General features: G+C 66.7%; 13 protein-coding genes. 9 read left to right on the top strand and 4 right to left on the bottom strand.

From position 1 onward, the window contains the following. Positions 1-164: 164 nt before the first annotated feature. Positions 165-710 carry a type II toxin-antitoxin system PemK/MazF family toxin gene (locus ACFRAH_RS09870; RefSeq protein ID WP_377990715.1) on the bottom strand — a complete coding sequence of 182 codons (546 nt, stop codon included), beginning with the start codon at positions 708-710 and terminating at the stop codon, positions 165-167. A gap of 216 nt (positions 711-926) precedes the next feature. Here ACFRAH_RS09870 and lepA point away from each other — a divergent pair, with 216 nt between their 5' ends. After that, on the top strand, positions 927-2,780 hold the full coding sequence (gene lepA, locus ACFRAH_RS09865; protein WP_377990714.1) for a translation elongation factor 4: 1,854 nt from the start codon (positions 927-929) through the stop codon (positions 2,778-2,780). Between the two features lie 36 nt (positions 2,781-2,816). Further along, positions 2,817-4,046, top strand: coding sequence for a radical SAM family heme chaperone HemW (hemW, locus tag ACFRAH_RS09860; RefSeq protein ID WP_377990713.1), 1,230 nt, complete (start codon positions 2,817-2,819; stop codon positions 4,044-4,046). Between the two features lie 82 nt (positions 4,047-4,128). Here the strand turns inward: hemW and ACFRAH_RS09855 are convergent, their stop codons facing one another. Continuing rightward, positions 4,129-4,548: a DUF4870 domain-containing protein gene (locus tag ACFRAH_RS09855; RefSeq protein WP_377990712.1), complete on the bottom strand. Its 420-nt coding sequence runs from the start codon at positions 4,546-4,548 to the stop codon at positions 4,129-4,131. Between the two features lie 143 nt (positions 4,549-4,691). Continuing rightward, the gene (locus ACFRAH_RS09850) at positions 4,692-5,546 is read right to left on the bottom strand and encodes a DUF3097 domain-containing protein (RefSeq protein WP_377990711.1); all 855 of its coding nucleotides are present in this window, start codon (positions 5,544-5,546) and stop codon (positions 4,692-4,694) included. 224 nt (positions 5,547-5,770) lie between these two features. Here ACFRAH_RS09850 and hrcA point away from each other — a divergent pair, with 224 nt between their 5' ends. Genes hrcA through ACFRAH_RS09835 form a run of 3 tightly spaced genes read left to right on the top strand, consistent with a single transcriptional unit; the run spans position 5,771 to position 8,740 of the window. Then, the gene (gene hrcA / locus ACFRAH_RS09845; protein ID WP_377990710.1) at positions 5,771-6,784 is read left to right on the top strand and encodes a heat-inducible transcriptional repressor HrcA; all 1,014 of its coding nucleotides are present in this window, start codon (positions 5,771-5,773) and stop codon (positions 6,782-6,784) included. A gap of 58 nt (positions 6,785-6,842) precedes the next feature. Beyond that, positions 6,843-7,967 carry a molecular chaperone DnaJ gene (gene dnaJ, locus ACFRAH_RS09840; protein WP_377990709.1) on the top strand — a complete coding sequence of 375 codons (1,125 nt, stop codon included), beginning with the start codon at positions 6,843-6,845 and terminating at the stop codon, positions 7,965-7,967. A 2-nt stretch (positions 7,968-7,969) separates the two neighbouring features. Continuing rightward, entirely contained in the window at positions 7,970-8,740 is a 771-nt protein-coding gene (locus ACFRAH_RS09835; protein WP_377990708.1) for a 16S rRNA (uracil(1498)-N(3))-methyltransferase, read from the top strand. 570 nt (positions 8,741-9,310) lie between these two features. Here ACFRAH_RS09835 and ACFRAH_RS09830 read toward each other — a convergent pair. Then, positions 9,311-10,228 carry a GerMN domain-containing protein gene (locus ACFRAH_RS09830; RefSeq protein ID WP_377990707.1) on the bottom strand — a complete coding sequence of 306 codons (918 nt, stop codon included), beginning with the start codon at positions 10,226-10,228 and terminating at the stop codon, positions 9,311-9,313. A gap of 345 nt (positions 10,229-10,573) precedes the next feature. Between ACFRAH_RS09830 and ACFRAH_RS09825 the strand changes: the two genes are divergently transcribed. Genes ACFRAH_RS09825 through era form a run of 4 tightly spaced genes read left to right on the top strand, consistent with a single transcriptional unit; the run spans position 10,574 to position 14,414 of the window. Further along, positions 10,574-11,674 carry a PhoH family protein gene (locus ACFRAH_RS09825; protein WP_076802834.1) on the top strand — a complete coding sequence of 367 codons (1,101 nt, stop codon included), beginning with the start codon at positions 10,574-10,576 and terminating at the stop codon, positions 11,672-11,674. Further along, positions 11,658-12,131, top strand: coding sequence for an rRNA maturation RNase YbeY (gene ybeY, locus ACFRAH_RS09820; RefSeq protein ID WP_377990706.1), 474 nt, complete (start codon positions 11,658-11,660; stop codon positions 12,129-12,131). The genes ACFRAH_RS09825 and ybeY overlap by 17 nt, the downstream gene beginning before the upstream one ends. Next, complete coding sequence (locus ACFRAH_RS09815; RefSeq protein WP_377990705.1) at positions 12,128-13,471, top strand: hemolysin family protein; 1,344 nt, start codon at positions 12,128-12,130, stop codon at positions 13,469-13,471. The genes ybeY and ACFRAH_RS09815 overlap by 4 nt, the downstream gene beginning before the upstream one ends. Further along, positions 13,455-14,414 (top strand): GTPase Era, encoded by a 960-nt coding sequence (era, locus tag ACFRAH_RS09810; RefSeq protein ID WP_377990704.1) that lies wholly within the window; start codon positions 13,455-13,457, stop codon positions 14,412-14,414. Before ACFRAH_RS09815 ends, era begins: the two co-directional genes overlap by 17 nt. The last annotated feature ends 33 nt before the right edge of the window (positions 14,415-14,447 follow it).

Genomic DNA, 14,447 nt, shown 5'->3' with positions numbered 1-14,447 from the left:
CGGAAATGGTCTAGAGGGCTTTCAGGCTGGCCTTGACTGAGCGGCGTGGGGATACCTATGGCGGCCAGCCATCAGTGACCGTCGACCTGCACGGACACACAGCTAAAAATACTAGCAGGTCGGGGCCATTTGTGGCCATTCAGGCCGGGGGCGGCGCGTCGCCGTCACTTCCAGCCGCGCAGCCGCCGCAACTCGCCCGCCACCAGCCTAAACTTCTTCCGGTCCAGGACCGCACCCTCGCGCCGGATATCGGCCGGGTGGATCTGCAGGACGCGGTTCAGTTTGGCCTCGCTGGCGCGGCCCTGCCTGTCCCAGTTCCCGGTCCCGATATCGACGTAGCCGAGCCGGGCATGCGGGTGGCGGTCATGGTCCTTGCTGGTCAGCATCAGGCCCAGCAGATACTTCCCGTGGCTGCCGACCAGGAGGACGGGCCGGTCCTTGCCGCGCGAGTGGTCCTCTTCGAAGGGAACCCACGTCCACACAATCTCGCCCGGGTCCGGGCGGCCGTCGGGGGAGGGGCTGTACCGCAGGGCCGCCGTGCCGGTGAAGTCGCCCGGATACGTCCCGGTTACGCCGGCGGAGAGCCGGGGACCGTTTTCGGGCCTGCCCCGGTCCGGTGACGGGGTGCGGACCGGCGGCTGCCTCAGCACTCCAAGGAAGCGGAGCACACTGCGGACGGCGCCGCCGATGGAGGAGAAGTCCGAAGCCATGGGGGCCACCATAACCCGCGCGCCCTTCAAAGCTGCCCGACAGTAGCCGGACAAAGCTGCCGGACTAAGCTGCCCGACGTCGTGGGTGGACCGCGCAAAATGTACTGTCAGCGCCCCGGACGTGGGAGACTAGAGGATCAGATATGCGGCCGGCAGCAGGATCGCCAGAGTTCAGCCTGAACAACGCCGCTGAAATGCCAACAGTAAGGACCCTGCGTGTCTCCCATGGCCCGCACCGCCCCGGTGCCCGCCGCGACAGATCCGGCCATTATTCGGAATTTCTGCATCATCGCGCACATTGACCACGGTAAGTCCACCCTGGCCGACCGCATGCTGCAGTCCACCGGCGTGGTGCAGGCGCGGGACATGAAGGCCCAGTACCTGGACCGCATGGACATCGAGCGCGAACGCGGCATCACCATCAAGTCCCAGGCCGTCCGCATGCCGTGGGAACTGGACGGCGTCAGCTACGCGCTGAACATGATCGACACCCCGGGCCACGTGGACTTCACCTATGAGGTGTCCCGTTCCCTGGCGGCTTGCGAAGGCGCAGTCCTGCTTGTTGACGCGGCCCAGGGCATCGAGGCCCAGACGCTGGCCAACCTGTACCTGGCCATGGAAAACGACCTGACGATCATCCCGGTCCTGAACAAGATCGACCTGCCTGCCGCGCAGCCGGAGAAGTACGCGGCCGAGCTCGCGGGCCTCATCGGCGGCGACCCGGAGGACGTCCTGCTGGTGTCGGGCAAGACCGGCGTGGGCGTCGAGGCCCTGCTGGACAAGATCGTGCGCGACCTGCCCGCTCCCGTCGGCGACCCCGAGGCGCCTGCGCGGGCCATGATCTTCGACTCCGTCTACGACACGTACCGCGGCGTGGTCACGTACGTCCGCGTGGTTGACGGCATGCTCCACCCGCGGGAGCGCATCCAGATGATGTCCACCAAGGCCAGCCACGAGCTCCTGGAAATCGGCGTCAGCTCCCCGGAGCCCACGCCGTCCAAGGGCCTGGGCGTCGGCGAGGTGGGATACCTCATCACCGGTGTGAAGGACGTCCGCCAGTCCAAGGTGGGCGATACCGTCACCAACCTGGCCAAACCGGCGACAGAATCACTGAGCGGTTACGCCGATCCCAAACCGATGGTGTTCTCCGGCCTCTATCCGCTGGACGGCACGGACTACCCGGTGCTCCGTGACGCTCTGGACAAGCTGAAACTCAACGATGCCGCGCTCATCTATGAGCCCGAGACCTCAGCGGCGCTGGGCTTCGGGTTCCGCGTGGGCTTCCTTGGCCTGCTGCACCTCGAAATTGTCCGTGAACGCCTGGAGCGCGAGTTCAACCTGGACCTCATCTCGACAGCCCCCAACGTGGTCTACGAGGTCACCCTCGAGGACAAGAATGTCCTCACCGTAACCAACCCCAGTGAGTTCCCGTCCGGCAAGATCAACGAGGTCCGCGAGCCCATGGTGGCCGCCACCATCCTGGCCCCCAACGAGTTCGTGGGCTCCATCATGGAGCTCTGCCAGGGCCGCCGCGGCCAGATGCGCGGCATGGACTACCTGTCCGAGGACCGTGTGGAGCTCCGCTACTGGATTCCGCTGGCCGAGATCGTCTTCGACTTCTTCGACCTGCTCAAGTCCAAGACGCGCGGCTACGCCTCGCTGGACTGGAAGGCCGACGGCGAACAGGTCGCCGACCTGGTCAAGGTGGACATCCTGCTCCAGGGCGAACAGGTGGACGCCTTCAGCGCCATCACCCACAAGGACAAGGCCTACGCCTACGGCGTGATGATGACCGGCAAGCTGCGTGAACTCATCCCGCGGCAGCAGTTCGAGGTGCCCATCCAGGCCGCCATCGGATCCCGCATCATCGCCCGTGAATCCATCCGCGCCATCCGCAAGGACGTTCTGGCCAAGTGCTACGGCGGTGACATCTCGCGCAAGCGCAAACTGCTGGAAAAGCAGAAGGAAGGCAAGAAGCGCATGAAGATGGTGGGGCGCGTGGAAGTTCCGCAGGAAGCCTTCATCGCAGCCCTCACCACCGACGAATCCAAGGACAAGGCCAAGAAGTAGTGATGACCGTGGCCGGAATCTCCGGAGGCCGCACCCATGCCTAGCGTTCTTCCCCTGGGCGACCCAGCACCGTCGGACGGCCTGCTGCCGCCGCAGGCGCTGGAGGGTGCAGCCAACCGGGCCTTCGGACTGTATGTGCACATCCCGTTTTGTGCTGTGCGCTGCGGTTACTGCGACTTCAACACCTACACGGCAACAGAGCTAGGCGGCGGGGCGTCCCAGGACGCCTACGCCTCCACCGCCATCTCGGAAGTGGACTTTGCCGCGCGGGTCCTTGAAGAGTCGGGGCTGCCGGCCCGGAAGCTGAGCACAGTGTTCTTCGGCGGCGGCACGCCGACGCTGCTGCCGGCCGAGGACCTGGCCAGAATCCTCCGCGCCGCCATCGACCGGTGGGGGATCGAACCGGGCGCCGAAGTGACCACGGAGGCCAACCCGGACTCGGTCACGCCGGAATCCCTGCAGCTGCTCGCCGATGCGGGCTTCACCCGGGTCTCGTTCGGCATGCAGTCCGCTGTGCCGCACGTGCTGAAGGTCCTGGACCGCACCCACACGCCCAGCCGTGTCCCGCTCGTGGTGCAGTGGGCGCGCGACGCCGGCCTGGCAGTCAGCCTGGACCTGATCTACGGCACACCGGGCGAGTCAATGGAGGACTGGCGCTTTTCGCTTGAGACTGCGCTGTCCTACCAGCCGGACCACATCAGCGCCTACGCGCTGATCGTGGAGGACGGCACCAAGCTCGCAGCCCAGATCCGCCGTGGCGAAGTTCCCGGAATCGACGACGACGACCACGCCGACAAGTACGAACTCGCCGACCGGATGATCACCGAAGCGGGGCTGCACTGGTACGAGGTCAGCAACTGGTCCGCGACGCCGGATCAGGCCTGCCGCCACAACCTCGCCTATTGGCGCGGGGATGACTGGTGGGGCATCGGTCCCGGCGCTCACTCGCATGTGGGCGGGGTGCGCTGGTGGAACGTCAAGCACCCCACCGCCTATGCCGGCCGGCTCGGCTCAGGTGCCTCGCCAGCGGCCGGCCGCGAGACGCTCGATGCCGAAACGCGGGGCGTCGAAAAGGTCATGCTTGAGGCCCGGCTGTCCTCAGGGATCGAGACGGCCGCCCTTTCGCCGTCCGGACGAAAGGCCGTGGCCGGGCTGATCGCCGACGGCCTCGTGGTGCCGGAGGAGGCGTTCAAGGGGCGTCTGGTCCTCACGCTGAAGGGCCGCCTGCTGGCCGATGCCGTGGTCCGCCGGATCCTGCCTGACTGATCCCTTAAAACCAACGCGGGGCCAGTTACAGCCCAATATCCTCGAAGGATCGGGCTGTAACTGACCCCGCGTTTCGTTTTCGCTACTTGATCCAGCGGAGGTTGTACTGGTAACGGTGCGGCTGGCCCTTGTTGACGTGGACGCCCGCGGACACCGCGAAGCAGGTCAGCGCAATCCAGATCAGCGTGGCTATGACGGCGAACAGGTTTCCGACGACGGGAAGCAGCACCAGGAGGTTCGCCACGAAGGCCGCGATGGTGGGCGGCAGGGTGAAGTTGAGCGCTTCCTTGGACTCCTGCGCGGTGAAGGGCCCGCGGTCGCGGAAGATGAGGTAGATCAGCAGCGCCGGAACGCAGCCGAGGATGCCGCCGAAGTGCGCCAGGGTGGCCCACTGCCGGTCTTCGCCGGCGGTCAGCGGAAGAGCGTTGGCCGGTACGCCATGGTACTGGGGCAGGTCCTGGCCGGACTGTGTGTCCCTGCGGTCGCGAGCGTCTTCTGCCACGGTGTCTTCCTTTTGCTTGCGTTGGTGCGTTGGTGCTTTGGTGCGGCGCCGGGCCCGCGGTGCGGTGACGCCGTACCAAGGATACCGGGCCGTTGGGGCAATCGCTGGCTCGACGCTGAAACCCGGAACCGCCGCGGCGGGAACTACGGCACGGTCAGGAAATCGATGACCTCTTCCACGCGGCCCAGCAGCGCGGGCTCGAGGTCGGCATAGGTGCGGACGGCGCCCAGGAGTTTCTGCCAGCCCAGGCCAATGTCCTCCTTGGTCTCGTGCGGCCAGCCGAAGGCGGTCAGGATGCCCGTTTTCCAGTCCGTGCCGCGCGGCACCACAGGCCACTGCGGAATCCCCAGCACCGACGGCCGGATCGCCTGCCAGACGTCGACGTACGGGTGGCCCACGATCAACACGTTTCCGGCAGCTCCGGGGGAGGCCATCACGGCGTCCGCGATCCTGGACTCCTTGGAGTCGGGGACCAAGTGGTCCACCAGAACGCCCAGCCTGCGGCCGGGACCGGGGCGGAAGGAAGCAACTGCCGCCGCCAGGTCGTCGATGCCGTGCAGGGGTTCGACGACGATACCCTCCACCCGGAGGTCGTCGCCCCAGACTTTTTCCACCAGTTCGGCATCATGCTTGCCCTCGACCCAAATGCGGCTGGCCTTGGCCACCTGGGCGCGCTGCCCTTCCACCCGAACCGAGCCCGACGCCGTCCGTGCGGCAGTGCCGGACCCTGCCGGCTTGGCCTTGGGAGCCGGGGGCATCAGGCGGATCGGCTGTCCGTCCAGGAGGAATCCGAAGCCAAGCTTGAAGGACCGGGACTTGCCGCGGCGGTCCTCGAGCGCCACCACGTGCATGCCGCCGGACTTCTCCACCCGGGTCACCGCGCCCACCCAGCCGGACTGGACGTCCTCGAGCACCATCCCGCGCTCCACCGGCACCTCGGGCAGGCTGCTCTTGGCAGGCGCCGCAATCTCCTGCGGGCCCCAGTTCTGGTACTGCATTCGTTCACCGCTTTGCATTAGGAATTTGCACAGGAAGGAGCCGCTCCGGCAGCGTGCGTGCCGCCGGGGGACAGGCGCCCGGAATTTCGCCCGGAGCGGTACCAATGCTAACAACGCGGCGACTCATATTAGACTTGTTAGCACTTAGGCATGTCGAGTGCTAACCACGGCGTTTGCGGGCGGGATTGACGCCCGGCGCGGTTATGGCCAAAAGGAGGTGGACTGTGAGCGAACCACGGAAGCTTGAGGTGCTGCGCGCCATCGTGGAGGACTATGTCCACTCCCGCGAACCTGTCGGCTCCAAGGCGCTGGTGGAGCGCCACCACCTGGGCGTTTCCAGCGCCACGATCCGCAACGACATGGCGGCATTGGAGGACGAGGGCCTCATTACGGCCCCGCACACCAGCGCCGGCAGGATCCCCACGGACAAGGGTTACCGCCTTTTCGTCGACCAGATCTCGGCGGTCAAGCCGCTCTCGCCGGCGGAGAAACGAGCCATCCAGACCCTGCTCGAGGGCTCCGAGGACCTTGACGACGTCCTGGACCGGACGGCCAGGCTCCTGTCCCAGCTGACCAACCAGGTCGCCGTCGTACAGTACCCGCACCTGAGCCGCGCCGTGGTCCGGCACATCGAATTCGTGCTGCTGGCGCCCCGAAAGGTGCTGATCGTGCTGATCGCCGATTCCGGAAAGGTGGACCAGCGTGTTGTCGACGTCGGGCAGGACCTGTCAGACGACACACTCGCGGCCCTGCGCACCCGGTTCCTGACAGGCGTGGCCGGAACGCCGGTGGCAATCCTGCCCCAGCACCTGGCCGCCGTCGTGGCGGGCTGCGCACCCGCCGAGCGCCATGCGGCTGTTGCCCTCGGGAAGGGGCTGGAAGGCCTCGCCCACAACAGTCGGGAAGACCGGATGGTCATGGCCGGAACGGCCAACCTCGCGCGGTCCAACGTGGACTTCCCGCTGAGCATCGGACCCGTCCTGGAGGCCCTCGAGGAGCAGGTGGTTATGCTGCAGCTCCTGAGCGACATGGCCCACGACCCGCGGGGAGTGGCCGTCAGCATCGGCCGCGAAAACCCTTACGATGGGCTGGCCGAAGCGTCGGTGGTGGCCACCGGCTACGGCCCCGACGCCAGCGCCAAGGTGGGCATCCTCGGCCCCACCCGGATGGACTATCCCACCACCATGGCCGCCGTGCGCGCGGTGGCCCGCTACCTTTCGAGGATTCTGGGACCGTGACAGCACTCCCCGGACATCCTCTGACCACAGGCAGTACAACCAGGAAGAGATACGAACTTTGAGCAGCCACTACGACGTTCTTGGAGTCTCCCCGGAAGCCACCGGCGAAGAGATCAAAAAGGCCTACCGCAAGCTGGCCCGCTCCCTTCACCCGGACGTCAACCCGGGCGACGACGCCGCGGAACGGTTCAAGGCCGTGACCCACGCCTATGAGGTGCTGTCCGATCCGCAGAAGCGCCGGGTCTACGACACCACCGGCAACGAGAACGGCACCGACAACGGCTTCGGCGGCGGCTACGCCGGCCAAGGCTTCGCGTTCCAGGACATCTTCGACACCTTCTTCGGCGCCGGCGGCACCTCCGGGCCGGCGTCCCGCGTCCGCCGCGGCCAGGACGCACTTATCAGCGTCCGGATCGACCTGCGCGACGCCGTTTTCGGCGTCAACAAGAAGCTGGAAGTGGACACGGCCGTCACCTGCCCCACGTGTGAAGGCTCCTGCTGCCAGCCGGGCACGCACCCGGAACGCTGCGACATCTGCGGCGGCAGCGGCCAGGTGCAGCGGGCAGTCCGCTCCATCCTCGGCCAGGTCATGACCGCAGCCCCCTGCGGTTCGTGCGAGGGCTTCGGCACGGTCATCAAGGACCCCTGCAACGAATGCAGCGGCCAGGGCCGCATCCGCAGCCGCCGGTCCCTGACCATCAAGGTACCGGCAGGCGTGGCCACCGGAACGCGCATCCAGCTCTCCGGACAGGGCGAGGCCGGCCCCGCGGGCGGCCCCTCCGGCGACCTCTACGTGGAAATCCGCGTCAACAGCGACTCCACCTACGTCCGCGAGGGCGACGATCTCCACGCGACCCTGAACATTCCCATGACCGCCGCCGCCCTCGGCACGGAACTGAGCCTGGAAACCTTCGACGGCAAGCAGGAGATCGACGTCAAGGCGGGCACCCAGTCCGGCGAGATCATCACTCTCCGGGGCCTCGGCGTCACCCACCTGCGCGGCTACGGCCGCGGCGACCTCAAGGTCCACCTGCAGGTGGAAACGCCGTCCAAGCTCGACCCCGCCCAGGAGGACCTGCTCCGGCAGTTGGCCAAGCTCCGCGGAGAGCAGTTCTCCGAGGGCAAGCTTGCGGCCAGCGGCGGCGTCTTCGCCAAACTGCGGGACCGCCTCGGTAACCTGTAGCGGTGAGCAACCCCGTATTCTTCACCCCGGCCGGCGCGCTGGACAGCACCGCTCGCGGATCGCTGTTCGTCCTTGACGGCGCCGAGGCCCGGCACGCGGTCACCGTCAAGCGCCTGTCCGTGGGGGAGCAGGTGGACATCGCCGACGGCGCCGGCAAACGCATCACCGGAACGGTCACCGAAGCTGCCCCCGCCGAACTGACGGTCGAATGCGCTTCTGTCACCATGGAGCAGCGGCCGGCCGTCCGTCTGGTCCTCGTCCAGGCCCTCGCCAAGGGAGACCGGGATGAACTCGCAATCGAAACCGCCACCGAACTCGGCGTCGACGCGGTAATCCCCTGGCAGTCGGAACGCTCCATCGTCAGGTGGAAGGGTGACCGCGCCGCCAAAGCCCACGGCAAATGGCAGTCCGCCGTCACGGCCGCCGCCAAACAGGCGCGGCGCGCCTGGATCCCCGAGGTGCGTCCCGCCGTCGAGACCCAGGCCCTGGCCAGGGAAGTGGCGGAGGCCGGCCTTGCGGTGATTCTGCATGAGGACGCGGTGACACCGCTGCGCCGGGTCCTTGGGGACTGGCGCGAAAAGCACCAGGAGGGGATGGGCCCCAGCGAGATCCTCCTCATCGTCGGCCCTGAAGGGGGCATCAGCCCGCGAGAGGTCACCCGACTGTGCAGTGCCGGTGCGGTCACGGCACTGCTGGGACCGCACGTCCTGCGGTCATCGACGGCGGGACCGGCCGGCGTCGTCATTGCCAGCGACGTCCTCGGACGCTGGTAGCCCGCCTCCACCTGCGCAATCGGGTAGCGGCGACGTCGCAGAATCGCGTACGGACTACTCGTGTGCGAAGGGCCGGTCCGGTGTTGACTGGATACAGGCCGGCGGCGTCGAGTGCCTTCGAGACCGGGCACCTCCCCCCAGTCGCCGCCGGCCCCTACCGGCAGGCAGCTGCGGCACCCCTGCTGAAGGGCCTCAGATGAAGGGGTAGACCGGGAACAAGGCCGGCGCCCCTGCCGCTGGGGTTGCAGGTACCTCCGGGTGCCCGGACGCCGGAGGTCCGCTGTCAGAGTCGGGCAGTTCGAGGCCTGGAAGCGCGGCCTGCGTGTGGTCCACGGGATTGCTGTTCGTCACTGCCCCCTGCACCTCCTGGATGGTCTGCGACCATTCTCGCCTCCGCTGATCAAGGGCAGATCGGGCTTGCCTCAAGATTCGATCAAAAAACCCGGGGTTCGATCAAAGACCAGCGTTCGATCAAAGACCAGGGTTCGATCAAAAATGCAGGTCTTGATGAAAAATGCCCGACGGCGGGCGTTGCGGACGCGGGGAAGCCGGCGCAGCCGGCGGGGACCGCTAGCGGACGGTGAATCCGCGCGAGTCCACGTTCAGTTCGTCCTCCGGCCGGCCTGGGCTGACCTGGGAGACGCGCACCTCGTAGTTGCCGGGCGCGAGGTTGACCCTAATGCCGAAGACTCCGGAGGCGGCCGGATCAGCTGCCGCCGTGACTTCGCCGGTCAGGTAGCTTTCCTTGTCGCCGTTGTCCCGGACCTTCAGGATGCGCCAGTGGAGTTTGCCCTTGGGGACGGTGCTTCGCCCGGAGATCTTGACCCGCCCGTCACCGACTACGGTGCCCTGTTGCGGATCGATGATCCATACCGGGGCAACCATTCCGGCGCTGCGGGACGTGGGGGAGCCAAGCTTGACGTGCTTGAAAGCCAGGTAGTCGGTGTGCCCGTCCACCAGGATCACCACTTCGATCTGCTGGCCTGCGTCGATCAGGCCCGAGCTGGCTCCGGCGGCCGTTGCCGTGTACACCAGCTGCTGAATGGCCCGCTGGGCCATGTCCGCGTCGAGGTTGCTGTTAAAAGCGTCCGCGGAAACGTCCACGGTAATGACGTTGGTGCCCGAGATCGACGTGGCGAGGTTCTTCGGGTTCTGCCATGGCGTGAAGAAGTCCGGGTCCAGCGGCGTCTCGGACATCATGGCGCGAAGGGCGCGCGTGATGGGGTTCTCATCGTCCGGCACGTCACGGAACTCGCGGTACAGGAAGACGTTGCTGTTGCTCCGCCCGATCCAGTAAACCGGCGCCTTGTTGGACGACTGCGTTGTTTCCAGCGGCGCGCTGGTGGTGGGAACGCCGTCCGTGCCGGCGGCCCGGCGTGAGGAGGACGTCGGGGAATTGGCGGACGTCACCGTGGGATCGGGGTCGGCGATGCAGCCGGTCAGCAGCAGGGCAGCAGGAAGCAGCGCGGACAGCACGGCGGAGCGCATCCGCGGTACTTTCCGGCCCGGAGTTCCTGGCTGACTGATGCTGGCGATCCCTTCAAACGAGGATTTGCTTGCGGGCACGCCGAACCGTTTCCGGCGAGTTCCTTTTCCAGCATTACACGAGACTTTGGGGCGCCGCGTGCCTTTCGCGGCAGGCAGCCGAACTGCAACGGGAACGATATGAGGCCGATACAAAGTTGATACCTAATTGCGGGAACGCGTTACGGAATTGCGGTCCGCTGTGACCTTCCGGGGCGGCGGGCCGGGGCGTGCGCTGGCGTAAGATGTAAAGACACAAACGAGTTATATTCCGAACTGGAGGGAACCGTAGGCCCGAGGGCCGTCACCATGACTGAATCAGCAAACGGAAAGCGCCGCCTCAACACAGGGGACCGCACCACGGGTGAATTCCCCCATACTCTTCCCGGTGTCCGGACGGAGGTGGTCATCTTCGATAACTCTGATCAGATGGTGCAGTCGCTGGGTAGCCACGACGAAGCCCTCCGCTTTATCGAGGACCAGTTCCCGGCCGTCAGTTTCCACGTCCGCGGCAACGAGCTCTCCATCAATGGGCCCGCGGCCGATGTTCCGCGGATCATGCGCCTCCTCAATGAAGTCCGGGGGCTGGTAGCCCGGGGAACGGTGATCACGCCGGCAGTCCTCCAGCAGCTGGTTTCGATGCTCCGGAGCCAGTCGCTGCAGAACCCGGTGGAGGTATTGACCCACGACATCCTGTCCAGCCGGGGCAAGACCATCCGGCCCAAGACGCTGAACCAGAAGAACTATGTGGACGCGATCGACTCCAACACGGTGATCTTCGGGATCGGCCCCGCGGGCACCGGCAAAACCTACCTGGCGGTGGCCAAGGCGGTGCAGGCGCTGCAGCAAAAGGAAGTCAGCCGGATCATCCTCACCCGCCCCGCCGTTGAAGCGGGCGAACGGCTGGGCTTCCTCCCCGGAACGCTCAGCGACAAGATCGACCCGTACCTGCGGCCGCTGTATGACGCCCTGCACGACATGATGGACCCGGAATCGATTCCTCGCCTGATGGCTGCCGGCACCATCGAAGTCGCGCCGCTCGCCTACATGAGGGGCCGGACGCTGAACGACGCCTTCATCATCCTGGACGAGGCGCAGAACACCACGCCGGAACAGATGAAGATGTTCCTGACCCGCCTCGGCTTTGGCTCCAAGATGGTGGTCACCGGCGACGTCACGCAGGTGGACCTTCCGTTCGGAACCCGCTCCGGCCTGCGCATCGTTGAGGAGATCCTCACCGGAATCGATGACGTCAGCTTTTCCGTTCTGGACGCCGCCGACGTCGTCCGCCACCGCCTGGTGGGGGACATCGTCAACGCCTACAGCATCTGGGACGAAGCACAACGCAACCGGGTCAAGCATTCCGTTCCCCGGGAACGACGGGAGAGCACGCATGAGCATCGAAGTTAACAACGAATCCGGCGTCCAGGTGGACGAAGCCCGGCTGGTGGCGCTGGCACGCTTCATCTTCGAGCAGCTGTACATCCATCCGCAGGCGGAACTGTCCATCCTGCTGGTGGACGAGCCGGCCATGGAAAAGCTGCACATCGAACTCATGGACGAGCCGGGCGCCACCGACGTGCTCTCCGTGCCCATGGACGAGCTGACCCCCGGAACCCCGGACAAGCCCACCCCGCAGGGGATGCTGGGCGACATTGCGATCTGCCCCCAGGTGGCAGAGGTCCAGGCGCGCAACGCCGGACACACCACGCAGGACGAGATGCTGCTGCTGACCACGCACGGAATCCTCCACCTGCTCGGCTATGACCACGCCGAACCCGAGGAGAAGGCAGAAATGTTCGGCCTGCAGCGCGACCTGCTGACGGCATTCACCGGCAAAGAAGCACCGGCCGAGACCACCCAGTGACCTCCCTGCTCCTTGTCTGCATGGCGCTGGCGTTTCTCGGTGCCGCAGCGCTGCTGACTGCTGCCGAGGCGGCGTTCAGCTTTCTTCCGCGCCACGACGCCGAGCAGGCGATCCAGGGGAGCCAGGGCCGGGCGCTGCGGAGGATCCTCGACCAGCCGATGACGCACATGCGTGCCTTGCGTTTCTGGCGGATCTGGTTCGAATCGGCCTCCGCCGTGGCCGTGGCCGTGCTGCTTTACAGCCTGCTGGACAACGTGTGGCTGGCCGGCCTGGCAGCGACGGGCATCATGGCGGTGCTCGGGTTCGTGCTGGTGGGTGTGTCGCCGCGCCAGCTGGGCCGTTCGCATCCGGCGGCTGTGGCGCAGTATTCGGCGTCGCTGGTCCGGTTCCTCGCCTGGGTGCTCGGACCGATCCCCGCCTGGCTGGTCCGGCTGGGCAGTGCCGTGGCCCCCGGTTCACCCAACGGAGACGACTCCTACTTCAGCGAGGAGGAGTTCCGTGAGCTGGTTGACCGGGCCACCGAGTCGGACATGATCGAGGACAACGAGGCCGAACTCATCCAGTCCGTCTTCGAGTTCGGCGACACCCTGGTCCGCGCCGTCATGGTGCCGCGGACCGACATCCTGACCATCGACGCCGGCTCAAGCCTGCACAGCGCCATGTCGCTGTTCCTGCGGTCGGGCTATTCCAGGATCCCGGTCATCGGCGAAAACACCGACCAGATCCTGGGCATCATCTACCTCAAGGACGTGGCCGCCGCGATCCACGGCATGGACCCGGAGGCCGAACCGCCGGTGGTGGACGCGCTGGCGCGCGAGGTCCGCTACGTTCCGGATTCCAAGCCGGTCAGCGACCTCCTCCGGGAACTGCAGAAGGAATCCACCCACGTGGCCATCGTCATCGACGAATACGGCGGAACGGCCGGGCTGGTGACGCTGGAGGACCTGATCGAGGAGCTCGTGGGCGAAATCGTGGATGAATACGATTCCGAGAGCGCCGCCGTCGTCGACCTGGGCGACGGAACGTACCGGGTCAGCGCACGGATGGGGATTGACGACCTCGGCGAGCTGTTCGGCATCGAGCTGGACGACGACGAGGTGGACACCGTGGGCGGCCTGCTGGCCAAGGCCCTCGGCAGGGTCCCGATCGTGGGCAGCGCCGTGGACCTCGACGGCGTTTCGCTGCGGGCCGAGCGGCTGGAGGGCCGCCGGAACCGCGTTAGCCACATCATCGCGGCCGCTGCACCAAAAGGCGCCGTTCCAACCAACACTGACCTTGACGAGCTTCTCGACGAGGCCCAACCAATGCAACAGGGAGTTCCACGTGAGCAAGCAGAATAAGGCCGACGGCGAAGAACCGTTCGGCGGGTACCACGCCGGATTCTCGGTGCTGGTGGGCCGGCCCAACGCCGGCAAATCCACCCTCACCAACGCGCTGGTGGGCAAGAAGGTGGCCATCACCTCCGCCAAGCCGCAGACCACCCGGCACACCATCCGCGGGATCGTCCACCGCGAGGACGCCCAGCTGATCCTCGTGGACACCCCCGGCCTGCACCGTCCCCGCACGCTGCTGGGCAAGCGCCTGAACGACCTCGTTGCCGACACCCTGGCGGAAGTGGACGCGATCGGGTTCTGCATCCCCGCCAACGAGAAGATCGGCCCCGGCGACAAGTTCATCGCGGCCCAGCTCGCCGCCGTGGGCCGCAAGCCGGTGATCGCCCTCGTCACCAAGGCTGACCTGGTGGACAAACAGGCCCTGACGGAGCAGCTGCTGGCCGTCGCCGCGCTCGGCCGGGAAGTGCTGGGCGAGGACGGCTGGAAGGACATCGTGCCGGTCTCGGCCGCGGACGGGTTCCAGGTGGGCACGGTGGCGGATGTCCTGATCAGCCACATGCCGCCGTCGCCCCCGCTTTACCCGGACGGCGAGCTGACCGATGAGCCGGAGGCCGTCATGGTGGCCGAGCTCATCCGGGAGGCGGCGCTGGAAGGCGTGCGCGACGAACTGCCGCACTCACTGGCCGTGGTGGTCGAGGAGATCGTGCCGCGCGAGGGCCGGACGGAGGACAACCCGCTGCTCGATGTCCGCGTCAACCTCTACGTGGAGCGGCCGTCGCAGAAGGCGATCATCATTGGCAAGGGCGGAAGCCGCCTGCGGGAGGTCGGCACCAATGCGCGGAAGGGGATCGAGGCGCTCCTGGGCACCCGGATCTACCTCGACCTCCACGTCAAGGTGGCCAAGGACTGGCAGCGTGACCCCAAGCAGCTGGTGAAGCTCGGATTCTGACCCGCCGCCGCCCGCAGTGCGGGGCGGATGCCC

The organism is Arthrobacter sp. NPDC056727 (genome assembly GCF_042790555.1).
GTDB lineage: Bacteria > Actinomycetota > Actinomycetes > Actinomycetales > Micrococcaceae > Arthrobacter.
This window is presented reverse-complemented; position numbering and strand designations above follow the sequence as displayed.

Coding starts and splice junctions, on each gene's coding strand:
- ACFRAH_RS09870 (WP_377990715.1), bottom strand. CDS start 710: ATGGCTTCGGACTTCTCCTCCATCGGCGGCGCCGTCCGCAGTGTGCTC.
- hemW (WP_377990713.1), top strand. CDS start 2,817: ATGCCTAGCGTTCTTCCCCTGGGCGACCCAGCACCGTCGGACGGCCTG.
- ACFRAH_RS09850 (WP_377990711.1), bottom strand. CDS start 5,546: ATGCAGTACCAGAACTGGGGCCCGCAGGAGATTGCGGCGCCTGCCAAG.
- ACFRAH_RS09830 (WP_377990707.1), bottom strand. CDS start 10,228: ATGCGCTCCGCCGTGCTGTCCGCGCTGCTTCCTGCTGCCCTGCTGCTG.
- ACFRAH_RS09825 (WP_076802834.1), top strand. CDS start 10,574: ATGACTGAATCAGCAAACGGAAAGCGCCGCCTCAACACAGGGGACCGC.
- ybeY (WP_377990706.1), top strand. CDS start 11,658: ATGAGCATCGAAGTTAACAACGAATCCGGCGTCCAGGTGGACGAAGCC.